This window comes from Acinetobacter sp. CY81 (genome assembly GCF_059515925.1).
This window is the reverse complement of sequence record NZ_JCAKNC010000011.1, coordinates 41,691-59,021: the sequence shown is the minus strand read 5'-3', so window position 1 is coordinate 59,021 and position 17,331 is coordinate 41,691. Positions and strand designations below refer to the sequence as shown.

The 17,331-nt window shown below is 36.7% G+C and carries 15 protein-coding genes; 6 read left to right on the top strand and 9 right to left on the bottom strand.

Annotated features, from left to right (window positions below; all coding sequences use genetic code 11):
- Positions 1–12 precede the first annotated feature (12 nt).
- Positions 13–1,173 carry a cell division protein ZapE gene (gene zapE, locus AC5YDM_RS12245; protein ID WP_496152368.1) on the top strand — a complete coding sequence of 387 codons (1,161 nt, stop codon included), beginning with the start codon at positions 13–15 and terminating at the stop codon, positions 1,171–1,173.
- A gap of 108 nt (positions 1,174–1,281) precedes the next feature.
- Here the strand turns inward: zapE and AC5YDM_RS12240 are convergent, their stop codons facing one another.
- Positions 1,282–2,010 carry a glycosyltransferase gene (locus AC5YDM_RS12240; RefSeq protein ID WP_496152367.1) on the bottom strand — a complete coding sequence of 243 codons (729 nt, stop codon included), beginning with the start codon at positions 2,008–2,010 and terminating at the stop codon, positions 1,282–1,284.
- A 451-nt stretch (positions 2,011–2,461) separates the two neighbouring features.
- Between AC5YDM_RS12240 and AC5YDM_RS12235 the strand changes: the two genes are divergently transcribed.
- Both AC5YDM_RS12235 and AC5YDM_RS12230 read left to right on the top strand, forming a co-directional pair.
- Positions 2,462–4,624 carry a malate synthase G gene (locus AC5YDM_RS12235; RefSeq protein WP_496152366.1) on the top strand — a complete coding sequence of 721 codons (2,163 nt, stop codon included), beginning with the start codon at positions 2,462–2,464 and terminating at the stop codon, positions 4,622–4,624.
- A gap of 154 nt (positions 4,625–4,778) precedes the next feature.
- Positions 4,779–5,435 (top strand): SOS response-associated peptidase family protein, encoded by a 657-nt coding sequence (locus AC5YDM_RS12230; protein ID WP_496152365.1) that lies wholly within the window; start codon positions 4,779–4,781, stop codon positions 5,433–5,435.
- Between the two features lie 19 nt (positions 5,436–5,454).
- Here the strand turns inward: AC5YDM_RS12230 and AC5YDM_RS12225 are convergent, their stop codons facing one another.
- Positions 5,455–5,919 (bottom strand): MarR family winged helix-turn-helix transcriptional regulator, encoded by a 465-nt coding sequence (locus tag AC5YDM_RS12225; RefSeq protein WP_496152364.1) that lies wholly within the window; start codon positions 5,917–5,919, stop codon positions 5,455–5,457.
- A gap of 629 nt (positions 5,920–6,548) precedes the next feature.
- Between AC5YDM_RS12225 and AC5YDM_RS12220 the strand changes: the two genes are divergently transcribed.
- Positions 6,549–8,084, top strand: a complete 1,536-nt coding sequence (locus AC5YDM_RS12220; RefSeq protein ID WP_496152363.1) for a TerC family protein — start codon at positions 6,549–6,551, stop codon at positions 8,082–8,084.
- Between the two features lie 78 nt (positions 8,085–8,162).
- On the opposite strand, the gene AC5YDM_RS12215 is transcribed toward AC5YDM_RS12220, so the two are convergent.
- Complete coding sequence (locus tag AC5YDM_RS12215) at positions 8,163–9,026, bottom strand: alpha/beta hydrolase family protein (protein WP_496152362.1); 864 nt, start codon at positions 9,024–9,026, stop codon at positions 8,163–8,165.
- A 197-nt stretch (positions 9,027–9,223) separates the two neighbouring features.
- Between AC5YDM_RS12215 and AC5YDM_RS12210 the strand changes: the two genes are divergently transcribed.
- Positions 9,224–9,685, top strand: coding sequence for a hypothetical protein (locus tag AC5YDM_RS12210; protein ID WP_496152361.1), 462 nt, complete (start codon positions 9,224–9,226; stop codon positions 9,683–9,685).
- A gap of 255 nt (positions 9,686–9,940) precedes the next feature.
- Here the strand turns inward: AC5YDM_RS12210 and AC5YDM_RS12205 are convergent, their stop codons facing one another.
- Together AC5YDM_RS12205 and brnQ are read right to left on the bottom strand one after the other, a co-directional pair.
- Positions 9,941–10,192 (bottom strand): hypothetical protein, encoded by a 252-nt coding sequence (locus AC5YDM_RS12205; protein WP_496152360.1) that lies wholly within the window; start codon positions 10,190–10,192, stop codon positions 9,941–9,943.
- A 548-nt stretch (positions 10,193–10,740) separates the two neighbouring features.
- Positions 10,741–12,033: a branched-chain amino acid transport system II carrier protein gene (gene brnQ / locus AC5YDM_RS12200; RefSeq protein WP_496152359.1), complete on the bottom strand. Its 1,293-nt coding sequence runs from the start codon at positions 12,031–12,033 to the stop codon at positions 10,741–10,743.
- A 352-nt stretch (positions 12,034–12,385) separates the two neighbouring features.
- On the opposite strand from brnQ, the gene map reads away from it, so the two are divergent.
- The gene (gene map, locus AC5YDM_RS12195) at positions 12,386–13,180 is read left to right on the top strand and encodes a type I methionyl aminopeptidase (RefSeq protein ID WP_496152358.1); all 795 of its coding nucleotides are present in this window, start codon (positions 12,386–12,388) and stop codon (positions 13,178–13,180) included.
- Between the two features lie 69 nt (positions 13,181–13,249).
- On the opposite strand, the gene AC5YDM_RS12190 is transcribed toward map, so the two are convergent.
- From AC5YDM_RS12190 to aceR, 4 genes are all read right to left on the bottom strand, one after another.
- Positions 13,250–14,440, bottom strand: a complete 1,191-nt coding sequence (locus AC5YDM_RS12190; protein ID WP_496152357.1) for a benzoate/H(+) symporter BenE family transporter — start codon at positions 14,438–14,440, stop codon at positions 13,250–13,252.
- A 166-nt stretch (positions 14,441–14,606) separates the two neighbouring features.
- On the bottom strand, positions 14,607–15,254 hold the full coding sequence (gene leuE / locus AC5YDM_RS12185; protein WP_496152356.1) for a leucine efflux protein LeuE: 648 nt from the start codon (positions 15,252–15,254) through the stop codon (positions 14,607–14,609).
- A gap of 95 nt (positions 15,255–15,349) precedes the next feature.
- Entirely contained in the window at positions 15,350–16,339 is a 990-nt protein-coding gene (gene tal / locus AC5YDM_RS12180) for a transaldolase (protein ID WP_496152355.1), read from the bottom strand.
- Positions 16,340–16,446: 107 nt separating this feature from the next.
- Positions 16,447–17,319, bottom strand: coding sequence for an HTH-type transcriptional regulator AceR (gene aceR / locus AC5YDM_RS12175; protein ID WP_496152354.1), 873 nt, complete (start codon positions 17,317–17,319; stop codon positions 16,447–16,449).
- Between the last annotated feature and the right edge of the window lie 12 nt (positions 17,320–17,331).

Genomic DNA, 17,331 nt, shown 5'->3' with positions numbered 1-17,331 from the left:
TATATAAATGTTATGTCAGATCAAAATTTAGTACCAAATACGAGCAATAGCACCATTTATTCGCCATCTGAAAGATATGCACAAGCGATATCTTCAGGTCAATTTATGCCTGATGATGCTCAAGCTGAAGCAGTACATGAGTTGAATCGTGTCTGGGAAGAGTTGATCAATCGCTACAAAGCATCTAAAAAAGCATTTCGTCGTTTTCGCCGCCAAACACCACCTAAAGGTGTGTATATGTGGGGCGGTGTAGGTCGTGGTAAGACATGGTTAATGGATCAGTTTTATGAATCTATTCCATTTCGCCGTAAAATGCGTATGCATTTCCATCACTTTATGCAACACGTACATAAAGAATTAAATAGAAACTCAGGTAAACAGAACCCATTGGATATTGTTGCTGACCAAATCTATAAAGATGCGGTCGTGATTTGTTTTGATGAGTTTTTCGTTTCTAACGTTACTGATGCAATGATTATTAGTGATCTGTTCCAAAAACTATTTAATCGTGGCATTACTTTGGTGGCAACATCGAATATTGCTCCAGATGGTTTATATAAAAATGGTATTCACCGTGATCGATTCATTCCAACCATCGAGATGGTAAAGAAAAATTGTAAGATTCTGAATGTTGATGCAGGTGTTGACTATCGTTTACGTGTTTTAAAGCAGGCACAGTTGTTTAAATCGCCTTTAACACATGATCACCAAGTTTGGATTGCGCAACGATTTGCTGCTTTAACTCAAACTCAAACGGTGAGCGAAGAACCAATTACTATTAACAATCGTATTGTTGAAACGATTGGACATACAGAAGATGTATTGTGGTGTGACTTTAGAGAGCTGTGTATGAAACCACGCAGTCCTGCTGACTTTATTGAAATTGCGAATATCTATAATACGATTTTGGTGAGCAATGTACCTGATTTGAATGATGTGTTGTCTGAAGGGACACGTCGTTTTATTTATTTGGTCGATGAGTTTTATGATCGTGGTGTAAAACTCATTTTGACTTCTCATGCCAATATTATTGATATTTATAGTGGTGAGCGTTTAGCTTTTGAAATTGAACGTACACGTTCACGTTTGTTAGAAATGCAGTCAGATGAATACTTACAATCTGAACATAAGCAAATTACTTCAAATGATAAAACTGCTGTAGAACAGTTGTAAACTTAGAGTTAGTTAAGAAAAAGGAGACTTTAGGTCTCCTTTTTTGTTGATGAATAGTTAGTCTTTTCTAGGCTTAATTTTATATAAATCATTAACCTAAATTTTAAGTTAATACTGCTTATGCAGGTTCCTATAGAACTCACGATCTTCATTTCGCATTGGGAAATCATCTAAAGTTAAATTGGATAAGTAGCGATCGCCATAGCAATAGTTCTTCTTGGTCACTGTATTATTCGGATGAGCTAAGGCAAGATGTAATTTTTGTATATTCTGATATTGATAGACTTTTTCGGAATTTAAAAAATATTGTTCTTCGGCAAAAGAAGCTTCATCTTGATAGTGATGACTTTTGAGTACTTCAATTTTATAGCAGAGTACACCATTACAACTAGAGAAATCACGTACGGAAGGAATATCTAAAACCCGATTACTCTTTAAATCGTAGTAAAAATCACGACCAGACCCCACGAATTTAATCTCATCCGCAGAACAAAGTAATTTTGTCATCTCTTGAACGTAATTTGCACCGTACCAATCGTCATCATCCATATTGCAAATAATATTGGCACCCCAGTTGAGTGCCATTTGATTGAGCATATTGCGTTTGTAGCCCAAAGTTTTTTTATTTTCAAGCCAATAGTAGCTTATGTTTGGATTTTGGTTGAAGTCCTGTAAATGTTTCGAATTATGTGGTGAGTCGTCTAAAACAAACCAGTGGTAGTCAATATTATGAAGTACTTGTTGTTCGACGTAGCGTTGAGTTTGCTGCAAAAAATGATCACGTTGATAAGTAGGTGTAAGTATTGCGACTTTTAACCGTGGTGTTATTTCATCCATTTTACAGAATCCTAAATATAAAAACTGATCAAGCTAATAGAGCTGGCTAATATTTAACACAAACAAGAAGTTATTAGCATCGAATTTTCTAAGCATTTATGCCTCATAATTAAAGTCAAATAATAGGTTACTGACCAGTTATCGACAAATTCACAGATTCATGGCTTAATCGAATTGGCTGTAAATTCATCAAAGAAGCTTATGTACTCTTGTTATCACTTGAAATTGGCACTTTAGTCTAATGTTGATTTTAAGAAAAACTATATAGTGTAAATAAAGATTCAAATTGTTGAGTTAAAGCATATTTCTAGAGCATTTTATTGAGCGAAAATACATGATGTATTGATTTTAAAATGCTCGCTATTTAGGAATGTGATATTACTATTCAGCTCAGTATAAATGGGTATACTAAGAATCTCTTGTATAAAAAGTAGCAATATCAGGAAAGACAATGACTGCACGTATTCAACAAGGCAAGTTAGCCATCGCAAAAGAACTTTACGACTTCATTGAAAATGAAGCATTACCAGGTTCGGGTTTAGACAGCGCAACATACTGGAAAAACTTTGAGCAAGTTGTTGTCGATTTAACTCCTAAGAATAAAGCGCTTTTAGCAAAGCGTGATGACCTTCAATCAAAAATTGATGAATGGCATCGCAATAACAAATTTGAATTGGGTGCTTACAAAGCATTCCTTACAGAAATTGGCTACTTGGTACCAGAAGTAGCAGACTTTCACATTACCACTGAAAATGTAGATGAAGAAATCGCATTATTGGCAGGTCCGCAGTTGGTAGTGCCTGTACGTAATGCACGTTACTGCTTAAATGCTGCTAACGCTCGTTGGGGTTCTTTATACGATGCACTTTACGGTTTTGACGTCATCCCAGAAGAGGGTGGCGCAGAAAAAGGTAAAGGCTACAACCCATTACGCGGTGCTAAAGTTATCGAGTTTGCTAAAAACTTCTTAAATGAAAATTTTGCACTTGCAACAGGTTCACATGCCGATGCAACTAAATATGCAGTAGAAAATAACCAATTGGTTGTGACATTAAAAGATGGTTCACAAACTAAACTTGCACATGAAGCGCAATTTGTTGGTTATAACGGCGAAGAACCTGCTCCAAATGAAATCGTACTTTTAAACAACGGTTTACATGTGATTATTGTTGTTGATGCAACAAGCCCAATCGGTCAAACGGATGCTGCTGGCGTTAAAGATTTAGTTTTAGAATCTGCGGTTACAACGATTCAGGATTTAGAAGATTCTGTTGCTGCTGTTGATGCAGAAGAAAAAGTTGAAGGCTACCGTAACTGGTTAGGCTTAATGCGTGGTGATTTAACAGAATCTATCGAGAAAAATGGTAAAACTGTTACGCGTGCTTTAAACCCAGACCGTACTTGCAAAAACTTGATTGGTGGTGAGACTAAACTCCATGGTCGTTCATTGATGCTTCTTCGTAACGTCGGTCATTTAATGACAAACCCTGCGATTTTAGTTGATGGTGAAGAAATTTACGAAGGCATCATGGATGCATTAATTACTCCGCTTCTTACGATTGCTGATATTCGTGGTGAGAATACGATTAAGAACTCGCGTAAAGGTTCCATGTATATCGTTAAGCCAAAAATGCATGGTCCTGAAGAAGTTGCTTTTGCAGTTGAATTGTTTGAGCGTGCAGAACAAGCAATTGGTTTACCGCCAAAAACTTTAAAAATCGGTATTATGGATGAAGAGCGTCGTACATCTGTAAACCTTAAAAACTGTATCGCACAAGCGAAAGACCGTACTATCTTCATTAATACAGGTTTCATGGACCGTACAGGTGATGAAATCCATACATTTATGGAAGCAGGTCCATTCGTTCGTAAAGGCGAAGTTAAGGCTCAAACTTGGTTCCCAGCGTATGAAAACCGTAATGTGATGATTGGAATTCAAACGGGTCTATGTGGTAAAGCACAAATTGGTAAAGGCATGTGGCCAAAACCAGATATGCTATTAGACATGTATAAATCTAAGACTGAGCATCCTGAAGCTGGTGCAAGCTGTGCATGGGTTCCATCTCCAACAGGTGCGACCATCCACGCAATGCATTATCACCAAATCAGTGTTACACAACGTCAAAATGAATTAAAAGAAACTGAAGCATTGTCTTTAGATGATCTTTTGACTCCACCTTTGGCGACAGACATCAACTGGACTGAAGAAGAGAAAATCAAAGAACTTGAAAACAACTGTCAAGGGATCTTGGGTTATGTGGTTCGTTGGGTTGATCTAGGTGTTGGTTGTTCTAAAGTTCCCGACATTAATGATGTTGGTTTAATGGAAGACCGTGCGACTTTACGTATTTCTTCTCAGCACGTGGCTAACTGGTTACGTCATGGTATTGTGACTAAAGCGCAAGTTGAAGAAGTGCTTAAGCGTATGGCTGTGATTGTAGATGCGCAAAATGCATCTGATCCGCTGTATACACCAATGGCACCTAAATTTGATGGTTATGCATTCAAAGCTGCATCGGATTTAATCTTTAAAGGTGGTGAGCAACCGGCAGGTTACACAGAGCCATTGTTACATGCTGCACGTTTAAAATTAAAAGGTTACGCAGGTGGTTAATCCTGTGTGATTAATAAAAAGCCTCTTCGGAGGCTTTTTTATTTCAAGATTAAAGCAAAATATAAGACTCATTAAATTGTGCTTAATGGTTAAACCTTAAATTTAAGGTAAAATGAATTTAAGCTGACTTAATCAATGATTATTCAATCATCCCATGTGTGCAAACTTCAAGCCGATTACAATCGAGCAAATTCGAGCTCTAGACCTACCTGAAATGCGTTTGGATTTTGATTCTGAAATTTATCCGAATTATGAATCGCCTTTGCTCTTTAAATCTGAACAGGGTTTAGAATGGCGTTCTGTGAATTTTGGATTAATTCCTAAATGGGCAAATGACAAAACTGATGTCAAATTTACCTACAACGCAAGAAATGAAACACTATTAGAAAAAACCAGTTTTCAAGAATCTTTTCAAAAGTTCAAATTTGGGGTCGTCGCTGTTTCAGAGTTTTATGAAATGAAATACATCAACGGTCGTGCTCAACGCTGGGGCGTCAGGCGCAAAGATGGAAAAGGATTTTTTATTGCCGCATTATATGAGATTGTGAAAATTGGCGATCAAATCATCCGTTCAGCAACCATGATCACCATGAATGCAATTGACCATGAGATGATGAAGGACTTTCATGAGCCAGGAGATGTTAAACGTTCGGTTGTGATCATTCCTCATAATCGCTTAGATGAGTGGTTGGGTTTAAAAACAACAGATATCCAAACTTTCATCCAAGGTTTTCCAGTGGATGAATTTGAATGTTTCTATTGTCCTAAGCCATCTAAAAATGTTAATCCAAATCAGCTCGGTTTCTTTTAATTAATTTATACGATTTAGATTAGTGTGATAAATTTTTAAAAATATGCTTTAAGCTTTCCATCATTTTTTCAATTTGTAGTGGGGTTAGTCCTTCAAAAGATTGCTCGAGTACGACACTCATCAGGTCTGAAATTTTAACTGTCATTTCTGTGCCTTTTTGAGTCAAGATGACGCGAGTAATACGAGCATCATTCTCACAAGAATAGGTATCTACAAAACCTTCATCTTTTAAGCGATACACAATTTTAGTTGTGGTCGACATTTTAGAAACGATCATTTCTGAAAGTTCAGAAACACTTGCATTGGGTTTAGTTGAAAGAGCGAGTAATAAGCGGCGTCGTGAATTATCAACACCATATTTTTTAAGGACATGATCGACGTTAAGTACATACTGAGAATGCACTTGGGATACCCAATAAAATGGAAAATTTTCCAAATTAAATGAATCATAAGTTGGTAAAAACTTAGCATATTTTTTTGACATTTGTTTGTCCTTAATATTCTTTTTATTGGTGAGTCGTTTTAATGACATTACATCTATATTAATGGATATTTATTATACAAATCAACATATCTTCAATAACTTATGCATAAATTAGATAAAATAAACCAAAAATTTAAACTTCTAAGCAATTAATTATCAAGTATTCATCATAATGTAAAGAGGATCGTATAAGGGCTTACTAGGTTAAAAGTTTTAAGCTTACCTAATTATTATTAGATTTAGGTAGTGTACAAATAATTCTAAATCATTTTTTAGATTGCTTTGTATTTTTTTATTCAACTTGGACTCGTCGTTAAAAGTAAACACATTCGAATGGAATGGAAATCTATAATAAGGATTCAAATTTTTTTGATTTAAAATTAAAGTTAAAAATATATTAAGCATTTGTTTTTTTAGTAAATTTTTAAAATTTTTTTGTGGTCATTTTTTGTGGGGAAGGAAATTACATGTAAATAAAAGTTTTTTTTTACGATCAGTTAATTACAAATCTTAATTCTTATGCATAATAGTAAGATCTATAGTTGAAAAGGTATCTGTTGTGGATCCATCGCCGTGTTGGTTAAATTTTTTTGAATCCTATTTAAATAATAAGAAGACGGAGATCTAATATGGAGTTTCTATTAGATCCTGGTATATGGGTTGGCTTAATTACCTTAATTATCTTAGAGATCGTTCTAGGTATTGATAACCTTGTATTCATTGCAATTCTTGCTGAAAAACTTCCTCCAGAACAACGTGATAAAGCACGTGTCATTGGTTTATCTTTAGCGTTATTTATGCGTTTAGGATTGCTTTTTGCGATCTCGTGGCTGGTTACGCTTACAGAACCGTTGATTGAAGTATTTGATAAAACCTTCTCAGGTCGAGATTTGATCTTGCTCTTTGGTGGACTGTTCCTCGTGTATAAAGCTGTAAGTGAACTACATGAAACGATGGAAGGTAAGCCTGAGATTAAGTCGACCAATAATGTGGTATATGCAGGTTTTGCGGCGGTTGTTGCTCAGATTGTTATTCTAGATGCAGTATTCTCTTTGGATTCTGTAATCACTGCAATTGGTATGGTTGATAACATTTACGTGATGATGGTGGCAATGGTTGTTGCTATGATCGTGATGTTGGTTGCTTCTAAGCCATTAACAATCTTTGTAAACCGTCATCCAACAGTGGTCATTCTCTGTTTAAGTTTCTTGTTGTTGATTGGTGTAAGTTTAATTGCAGAAGGATTTGGCTTCCATATCCCTAAAGCGTACATCTACTCAGGTATTGGTGTTGCAATTGTTATTGAAGCATTCAACCAATTTTCTAATCGTAATGCGGCAAAGCATGAGGCAAAAATTCCATTGCGTCACCGTACTGCAGATTCAATTTTAAAATTGATGGGCAGTAAGCTAAATGCAAGCGTGGATGACGATAATGGTGATGATTCAAATGCAGCATTTGGTGATGAAGAACGTTATATGGTCGGTGGTGTATTGTCATTGGCTGAGCGTCCTGTTGCTTCGATTATGACTCCTCGAAATCAAATTTCTTGGGTGAATATTGAAGATGATGTTGAGGCAATTCGTGAGCAAGTACTTTCTGTACCGCATAGTTTGTTCCCTGTATGTCGTGGTCAACTTGATAAAGTGATTACCATTGTGCGTGCCAAAGAATTGATCGATGCTTTAGATGATCCAGAGCATTTAAAACAGTTGCTTAAACGTGTACGTCCAATTTTCATTTATGAAAAAATGAAAGTAATTGATGCGATTAATACACTACGTACATCTAAAGGTTCTTTGGTTCTTGCGACCAATGAATATGGCAACATCCAAGGTCTTATTTCTCCGCTCGACGTTTTTGAAGCGATTGCGGGTGAATTCCCAGATGCAGATGAACAGCTTGATTTGGTTAAGTTAGACGACACGACTTGGAAAGCTTCAGGTATGTTGGATTTGTACCAATTAGAATTGGCGCTTGATATTTTAGATTTAGATCTAGTACAAGAAGATTCTGGTTATTTCAGCGTTGCGGGTCTTATCCTTGATAAAACCAATGGTGATGTGAAAGTCGGTACAATCATTGATCATGAATCAGTGAAATTTGAAATTCTTGAAATGGATGAAACTCGCATTAAGACAGTGAAAATTACAACACTCGCTTAATAGATTGTTCATTCTAAAAAAGCCTCACAATTGTGAGGCTTTTTTTGTTGCTGTTTATTGAAGTATTTTGAGAAAAGACTAGTTTGTTTGGATATTTTCTAAAATGGTCGACCAAATATTTTGATGAGATCGCTTAAACATGCTCATATGTCCAATAGCATTATGATTAAAAGCGCTTGGCACAATCTCGATCATTTGGGTATTTGATGCAGGGTAGAGTCTCAAAAGATCTTTCACATTGGCTTCGGTTGCAATTTCATCATCAGAAGCCCACAGCACTGTAATTGGTGTTTTGACGTGATCATGATAATTGTCAAAGATGGTTTTACCAATGGCATTCATAACATAACCCGGTTGACTGCAAAACTCTGCCCACTGTTTAGCGACATCTTTGGGTAGGTTTTCTCCCATACCAATTTTCTGAGTTGGACCATAACCAACGGTGGATCTAGCAATCGGGAAGATCACCTTAAACATCAAAGGAGCAAGTAGCTTGGTCCTACCTTTTAAGTTTTTAACATGTCCTGTTGAACCTGCGATGGCGACTAATTTTTCGATTTTGGAGTGGTTTGGTGTAATACCTAAGAGTTGACCACCTGCGCTATGACCAATCATTAAGATATGTTCAGTACGAGTCTTTTCACAAAGTGCGTCAATCATTGCAGGTAAGTCGAGTTGTCCCCAGTCTTGAATACTGGCTTTGGAGTCTTTTAATTTCCCTTGTAAGGACTGACCGATACCGCGGAAGTCAAAACTCATAACAGGGTGGCCTTGCTCAGCCAGCCATGTTGCAAAAGTATTGTAGAAGTTCATGGTGATGCCGGTGGCCGGGCTAATTAAGATGGGTTTTAATTCTGAACTAGTTTGAGCTGGGTAAAATCGTGCAGCGAGGTGATATTGATCTGCACAGGTCACGTTTAGATTTTCATAAGGTGTAGTCATGAGCTAGTATGAATAGTGATAATTGAATTTAATGTACACATTTTTATCCATTGAAAATTAATAATGGCTGACTTAAAAGTCATCATATATTCAGTCGCTAGATGATTTTAGGTTTGCTGATTACTGAAATAGTCTTAAAAAAGCTATGTCGAATTCATTCAACATGGAAATATAAAAATAAATTTAGGGAAATGAATATGCTTAATCCAGAGCAATTGGAATGGTCGGTTAAAATTGCAATTATATTTAGTGGTGTTTTTCTTTGGGTAGGTATGATGACAGGCGTATGGAAGTATGTCCAAATTGCCAAATCTGATATGGCGAGAGCACATTATTATGTGGATATTGCCCATCGAAGTAGTTTGTTATATGCACCAGCAACGCTGATTATTGCAGTCATGGCATACTGTTCGAGCTGGAGTGAATTCGTCAATCTAAGCTGCGTGCTTGTCAATTTATTCTTTTTTAGCTTTGCGATTTTAAGTTATGTATTGCATGGTTTGCTCAAAGACACGACCAATCAATTTAAACAGCCACATCAACTGGGTAAATATAAGCTAAAGGCATGGTTAATGCGAAGTGCCATGATTGCATTGGTATTGGGGGAGATTGTCAGCACTACAATTTTACTTGTTGGTGTAATTCAAAACTTTGTGTGAATAATTTGTGTTCATGAGATGTTTTGAGATTTGGTGATTAAATAATAAAAATATTTTAAGTTTTAAAAATAGTAGAGAAGGTACTGCCAAGAAGGGTGCTTAAAAATTAACAGAATTTCATTTAATTCAAATTGGTATAAAAAATGTGGAGAATTTTCGGTTGATGGATGGTTGTGGTTGTTCTAAGTTGTATTTTTTATTATATTTGGATCTTTCTATCTCTGATTGAAGATGGATGACGAGGTCATCCACCTGTCAATCAGTTGTATTGTTTTGTTCGTCTATTGAAACAGTACGGAATTTTAAATCGATAAAAGCCCAAGCATAGAATGCAGCAGAAACAATCAGTGCATAAGCAAAAAATTCAGGTTTTAGGTTGCCTTGAATTGTGCCTTGAAGTAATAAAGTAAGCATTAAAGCAATAGTGGTACTTAGAAATACTACAGCGTTGTTGTTCGCCTTCAGGGTGTTAATGAAGACTTGCTTGTTGAAATGTAATGATAACATCTCCATCCCTCCTGTTAAAATTAAGACCAATTCAAATTAAATTAGTCGGATTTGTATTTATAGTTTTAACGTATATTCTTAGATAAAGCAAGAGGTAACTGATTAGTATGGAATATAAATATGACAGTAATATGACACAAAGAATAAAAATAGAGTTTTCTAGGAAAAAAAAATGAATCTTGAAAATGAGCAGTTTTAAATTAATATAATGATAATTAAGTCACAAAACAAGAGCTAAATATTGGACTTTATTGGATAAAAAAGGTAAGTAAGAGGCAAGAGGGTTATAAAATTTTTGCTGAGTATTTTTATTTAATTCGTCATTTAAGATAGAACTTTGTAACATTGATCTTTTGTTTGAAATATTTATTGTCATCATTCAATTTTTTTTAATTCGAGTTGAATGAGTTTTTAAGAATATCGCTTAGAAAAAAATAGTTAAATCAAATGTGGAATCAATAAAAGTCCGTGGGGTAAACGCGACAATTATTGCTCACCAGCAACTCAAGGTTTGGGTAAAACCATGAAGCGCCATTCAATTTAATCTATTATTTCTTAAGTTTGTCGATAGCAACGCAAAGAACTAAAACGATCAATGATGGGATAAGCCAAGCTAGGTTTTGTTCACTCAGTGGTAAATGCGTAATCCAGTTTGGTAAAGCATTTTCAAATCCAGCAACTTTCAATCCATCTACGATACCAAATGCAAAAGCCACAGCAGTCACAGGTGCGATCACTCGAGAAGGGGTATTGAAAAAGTTCCAACAGAAACCAAGTAAAATCACAGTAATTGCAGGTGGATAAATCGCACTTAATACAGGTACTGAGAAAGCAATTAGTTTAGTCAAACCAAGGTTTGAAATGAAGAATGCGAAACCGACAAGGATCAAAACCCACTTTTTATAACTGAGTTTTGTGATTTGAGAGAAATACTCGGCACATGCACAGGTAAGTCCAATCGCTGTTACCATACATGCAATAAAGATCATTGCACTTAAAAATAATGAGCCGTAATCACCAAAAGCATGCTGTACATAAGCATGAAGGATGATTGCGCCATTGGCTGCATTTGGTGCTGTGTCATGACTGCCTAAACCTAATTTAAATAAGCTGAGGTAGACAAGAGTTAAGCCAATACCTGAAATCAAGCCTGCATAAACTGCATATTTAGTAATCAGTGCTTTATCGGTCACACCGCGTGAACGAATTGCATTAATAATGACAATACCAAATACCAATGCACCTAAAGTATCCATGGTTAAATAACCATTTACAAAACCTTCAGAGATTGGGCTCGCTACATAATTATTGATTGGAGCTGGGATAAATCCTGCTGGAATTAAGAATGCTGAACCACCCAAAATCACTAAAGCTAGGATTTTTAAGGGTGAAAGCACATAACCAACAGTGTCTAAGATCTTATTCGGATATAAAGACACAAGCGTAACAAATGCAAAATAAATAGCACTATAAATCAATAAGCTTGATGCTGAAGTTCCAAAATAAGAAGAAAAACCAATTTCATAAGAAACCGTTGCAGTACGTGGGGTCGCAAATAATGGACCTACAGCGAGGTAGCAGGAAATGGTTAAGATCAAACTTGCAACTTTACCAAGCGGAGAACTCAGCGCTTGAATAGAGCCTTCAACACGTGACAAAGCAATGATGGTAATTACAGGTAAACCAACAGCAGTGATTAAGAAACCAAATGCTGCAAGCCAAACATGTTCACCAGCTTGTTGAGCCACAATAGGAGGGAAAATAATATTGCCCGCACCAATAAAAAGTGCAAAGGTCATAAAACCTAAAGCAATAATATCCCGAGTACGTAAATTCGTCATAGTGGGAGGTGGTTTGAACAAAAGAAAGCGATTTTAGAGCAAAAGAATATTTTTTGTAGGGTATTTTTTAGAGCTTAGACTGATCTGAATACTATGAATTGTAAGGCTTTTCGTTGAAAATAAATGATTAATAAAATTAATTGATTGATAATATGTAAATTATTTATAAATCGTAAAATTAAAAAATGAATTTAACAATAAAATATGACTTTTTGAATTTTGGTTAATTTATTTTGTTTGGCTGAAATTTGTGCTGTGGGCTAGGGGCACCATATTTTTAATGCCGGATAAGAATCTGCAAAAATAAAATGAAAGGCATATACTATTGCCAAAGTTATTAGGGGTGAATCATATGAAAGCATCAAAAATCACAATCAAAACTCAAGAAGATATTGCCAAATTACGTATTTCAGGGCGCTTGGCTGCAGAAGTTTTGGCGATGATTGGTGAGTATGTGAAGCCCGGAGTAACCACGGAGTATCTGGATGATATTTGTAATGAATACATCATCAAAACGTTAAAAGTTATTCCTGCAAATATTGGTTATTATGGCTATACCAAAACCACCTGTATTTCTCCGAATGAAGTGGTATGTCACGGGATTCCGTCTGCTAAAACGATATTGGAGGATGGTGATATTATTAATATCGACGTTGCGATTATCAAAGACGGTTACTATGGCGATACCAGTCGCATGTATTATGTGGGTACGGTAAAGCCTGAAGCGAAAAAATTAGTAGATACTACATACGAAGCAATGGTTGCAGGTATTCATGCGGTTAAACCTGGCGCGACTTTAGGTGATATTGGTTTTGCTATTCAATCTGTTGCGCAGCGTGAAGGGTATACGATTGTGCGTGAATATTGTGGGCATGGTATTGGTAAAGTTTATCATGAACAGCCGAATGTGATGCATTATGGACAATTAGGTCAAGGCATCGTGCTGAAAACAGGGATGGTGTTTACCATCGAACCGATGATTAATGCGGGTAAAGCTAAGGTGAAAGAACTAAAAGATGGTTGGACGGTTGTGACTGCCGATAAATCTCTTTCTGCGCAGTGGGAGCATATGGTTGCTGTGACCGAAGATGGTTTTGAGCTGCTTACACCATGGCCTGAAGGTACAGGTGAGTACCCTGAGATTTAAAACTTAGATTTAAATGTGAAAAAAAAGCTTATTCAACAGAATAAGCTTTTTTTGTTTTCAAGGGATGTTTTAACGTTTTAGTCTGAAAATTCGGTAAACCGCATAACCAAAGAGTAAACCCCAAAAAGCAGAGCCAATACCAAAAAACTGTACGCCTGAAGCAGAAAAGAGGAACGTCATCAGTGCTGCTTCACGTTCATCCACTTGATGAAATGCGATACTGATGTTGTGTCCAATCGTCGCGAAAAGTGCGATCCCAGCCAATGCAACAATAAATACAGATGGAAATGAAATCAGTAAGGTGGTTAAGGTTGATGCAAAAAGTCCCATCAAAATATAAAACACACCACAGCTCATACCAGCAATATATCTTTTTTGAGGATCGGGGTGAGCTTGATCATCCAAACTGACAGCAGCACTGATGGCCGCAATATTGGTTGCAAATGCGCCAAAAGGTGCAAAGAATGCTTGTGCGATCCCTGTCCATCCTACCAGTTGACGAACATGAGATTGATAGCCATAACTTTTGATCATAGCAATACCAGGGAGATACTGCGAAGCCATATTGATAATAAATAAGGGGATCGCTAACCCGAGTAAACTTTGTAATGAAAAATCAGGAGTTACCCAAACAGGTTGTGTTAACGAGAAATTCAAAGGTGGAATTTCAAATTGCATAAATAAAGGACAAATCACAAAACCAACAACAACTGTAATGACAATGCAATAACGAGGTAATGCTTTTTTCAATACAATATAAGTGGCCAATAAAGTAAAGATGAATCCCCAGTGAGTTTCGAGCTTTGCAAACACATCAATACCGAATTTTAATAAGACCCCGGCTAACATGGCACTGGTTAAACTTTGCGGAATAAAGCTAAGAATACGCTCAAAAGCACCAAAGAAACCTAATGTAGCGGTGATGACTCCACAGATCATAAAGGCTGCAACAGCTTCATTTAACGAGTAGCCACTTCCCGTAGCAATAATTAAGGCAAGTCCAGCAGTTGACCAAGAGGTTGCTACAGGATACTTAAATTTCCAAGAAAGAATGAGTCCTGATAAACCGATACTTAAACCGAGTGCCCAAAACCATGAGCTAATTTGAGCTGTGTTCGCACCTAAAAGTTGGGCCGCTTGAATCACTAAAACAGATGAAACACTAATACCAATTAGAAAAGTGATAAATCCAGCAAAAACAGCAGGAATGGAAAAGTCTTGGATAAGTCTATTGGATGCTTTGGACATCTGAGTTGGCATAGTTTTTCAGTGTGTTTTTAATTTGATCTGATGCAAAACATCATACTGAGATTTAAGACCGACTTGAAGCTGAATTGCTAGAAATGTGATTCTTCATCAAAAAATGAAGATTCCTCTATTTCTAATTTCTTTAAGGGACGTAAGCTTGATCCATATCAGGTGGTATTTATAGTGTAGAAAATGCCAGCTTAATCCCGAATGCACAGAACAATATACCAATGGATGACACTGCAATGGCTGAGAGTTTATAGCGAGAGTTGAAATAGGAAGCGATCTTGACGCCAGAAAATATCAACATGGTTAAATACGCCATACTCATGATTTGCAGAATGATCGCAAGCACAGTGAAACTTAATGCTGGATAAGGATAATTTGGATCTACAAATTGAATAAAAAAGGACAGATAAAACATAATCGCTTTTGGATTTAATATGCTGATAGTTAGCGCAGTTTGAAAAGGATGAAATTTTTCAGGTTTTGAATTTGAGCTTAAATCAAGTGATTGTGGTTTTTGAGTCCAAGTATTGAATGCAGCGATTAAGAGCCGCACACCTAAATAAGATAAATAAAGTGCGCCGACAGCCTTGAGTAAGATAAACAGCCACGGAAAGTTATGAAGTAAGGTTGCTGCACCTAAAACAGTTCCGAGAATAAGTATGCAGTCACCACAGAATACGCCAAGCGCTCCGATGTAGCCTGTGCGTATACCATAGCGTGTTGCAATCGACATTACATAGAGCGAGTTTGGTCCAGGCAGTACGATGATCAATACTGTGCCAATGATAAATGTAACAATATCAGTGATACCAAACACTTGCCGTCTCGCTTTATCGATACAAATTTGAAAATGAAAAATCGAGTCAGGTGACTCGATTCAGCATATTTTGATTAAATGAACTATAACGTATTTTATGCTTCAATTTCAGCATCAAAACCAAAAGATTGGCGTAATAACAAGTTAAGTTGTTGTCGAGCTTTGATAAAGCCATCTATACCGCTCAGGAGGAGCTGGCTTGCCATCAAATCTTTTTCAATGTCTACTTTAAAACTATCTTTATCTAACACTGTATTTTCAATGGTTGCTTGTTGAAGTGCCTCAGCAACAGACAGCTGGGCTTTGACTTCACGTTCATCTTGAGATAAGTCAGACAACAGATTTGGAGAAACAGTGAGTAAATCACAGCCCGCTAAGCCGAGGACTTGATCTACACTACGGAAACTTGCTCCCATAATTTCTGTTTTAATCTGATGCTGTTTATAAAAAGTATAAATTTGCTTAACAGATAAAACACCTGGGTCTTTTGCAATTGAGTAGTGATCTACACCTTCTGCCTTTTTGTACCAATCTAAAATGCGTCCTACAAATGGAGAGATGAGAGTGACATTCGCATCTGCGCATGCTTTGGCTTGATGTAAGCCAAATAAAAGTGTGAGGTTACAATGAATGCCTTCTGCCTCAAGTGCTTTAGCTGCTTGTATACCTTCCCAGGTCGATGCAATTTTGATTAAAATTCGGTTTTGGTCAATACCATAAGCCTTATAGAGCGCTAATAGTTCTTTCGCTTTCTCAATGGTAGCTTCTGTGTCGTATGACAGTGCTGCATCGACTTCAGTCGATACACGACCATCGATCAATTTTAAAATTTCGACGCCTAATTTAACCGTCAAAATATCAATTGCGCGTTCAATGAGTAAGTCTGCAGTATAACCTTCAGATTTGGCTTGTTCGTAAGCATCTTCAATCAATTGCTTATTTTCAGGCAGTGATGCTGCAGCCGTGATCAGTGAGGGATTTGTAGTCGCATCTAAAGGACGAAATTTTTCAATGGCAGTCAAATCGCCTGTATCTGCAACAATAGTTGTGATCGCTTTTAATTGGTCTAACGCTGTTTGTTTCATTACAGTTTAATTCTTAGTTAAAATACTTGTTACTTCTTTTATATCACATGCTGATTTGTTGTCAGCGCCAAATTGACTTAAAAATACGATTATTTCGTTGAAATACGCTATTTTCTGAGGTGATTAATCAAAAAACGAGCAGCAGCGCCTAGCTTGCTTTGCCGATTCCACACTAAATCGACGTAATATTCAAATTTCGGAGTGAAATCGGATAACTTCATAATTTTGAGTTTAGATTTAAGCAGTGGGTTTTCAGCCAGCATTTGATAGGGTAAAACACCCCAACCTAAGTTGTCTGAAATAAGCATCGCAGCAGAGTGATGATTGTCAGTTCGCCAATATTGATTTGAGTAAAGTAGTTCGGGTTTGATGTTTTTATCACGACTTGCGACCACGATTTGTCTATTCTTAAGTAGTTCCTCAAATCGAATTTGTTCAAGTTGAGCTAAGGGGTGATCAACACTCACTACAGGAACAAGTTTTTCTCTTTTTACTTCTACAAATTGCTCGCCATGTTCCAAGTGTTCTCTTTCAAAAATTAAAGCCAATTGAGCGCTTTGGTTGAACAGCATTTTTAAAGCATCTTCTTGAGGTGCTGTAATGATATTGACCTGCAAGCTCGGAAATTGCTTCTCAAGCAAGGCGATATATTCCGTCCATTGGGTATGTAAAAGCTCTGAAACAACGACAATATTTAACGATGGCTCTAATCCTTCACTCAAAGCATTCGCATGTTGCTTCCATTGGCTCATTTCAATGAGTAACTGTTGCGTTTTCTCATACAGAACTAAAGCCTGTGCAGTAGGTTTAGGTTCTCGCCCCACTCGCTCAAAAAGTTGGAGATCTAAATCAATCTCTAAATTGGCAATAGACATGCTGACAGCAGAGGGGACTTTACCTAAAGCTCTCGCTGCAGCAGAGAATGATCCTAATTCCATTACGGTTTTAAAAATCGTGAGTTGTTCTTGGTTAATGTTCATTATTTTTCTACA

Coding starts and splice junctions, on each gene's coding strand:
- zapE (WP_496152368.1), top strand. CDS start 13: ATGTCAGATCAAAATTTAGTACCAAATACGAGCAATAGCACCATTTAT.
- AC5YDM_RS12240 (WP_496152367.1), bottom strand. CDS start 2,010: ATGGATGAAATAACACCACGGTTAAAAGTCGCAATACTTACACCTACT.
- AC5YDM_RS12235 (WP_496152366.1), top strand. CDS start 2,462: ATGACTGCACGTATTCAACAAGGCAAGTTAGCCATCGCAAAAGAACTT.
- AC5YDM_RS12230 (WP_496152365.1), top strand. CDS start 4,779: ATGTGTGCAAACTTCAAGCCGATTACAATCGAGCAAATTCGAGCTCTA.
- AC5YDM_RS12225 (WP_496152364.1), bottom strand. CDS start 5,919: ATGTCAAAAAAATATGCTAAGTTTTTACCAACTTATGATTCATTTAAT.
- AC5YDM_RS12220 (WP_496152363.1), top strand. CDS start 6,549: ATGGAGTTTCTATTAGATCCTGGTATATGGGTTGGCTTAATTACCTTA.
- AC5YDM_RS12215 (WP_496152362.1), bottom strand. CDS start 9,026: ATGACTACACCTTATGAAAATCTAAACGTGACCTGTGCAGATCAATAT.
- AC5YDM_RS12210 (WP_496152361.1), top strand. CDS start 9,224: ATGCTTAATCCAGAGCAATTGGAATGGTCGGTTAAAATTGCAATTATA.
- AC5YDM_RS12205 (WP_496152360.1), bottom strand. CDS start 10,192: ATGTTATCATTACATTTCAACAAGCAAGTCTTCATTAACACCCTGAAG.
- brnQ (WP_496152359.1), bottom strand. CDS start 12,033: ATGACGAATTTACGTACTCGGGATATTATTGCTTTAGGTTTTATGACC.
- map (WP_496152358.1), top strand. CDS start 12,386: ATGAAAGCATCAAAAATCACAATCAAAACTCAAGAAGATATTGCCAAA.
- AC5YDM_RS12190 (WP_496152357.1), bottom strand. CDS start 14,440: ATGCCAACTCAGATGTCCAAAGCATCCAATAGACTTATCCAAGACTTT.
- tal (WP_496152355.1), bottom strand. CDS start 16,339: ATGAAACAAACAGCGTTAGACCAATTAAAAGCGATCACAACTATTGTT.
- aceR (WP_496152354.1), bottom strand. CDS start 17,319: ATGAACATTAACCAAGAACAACTCACGATTTTTAAAACCGTAATGGAA.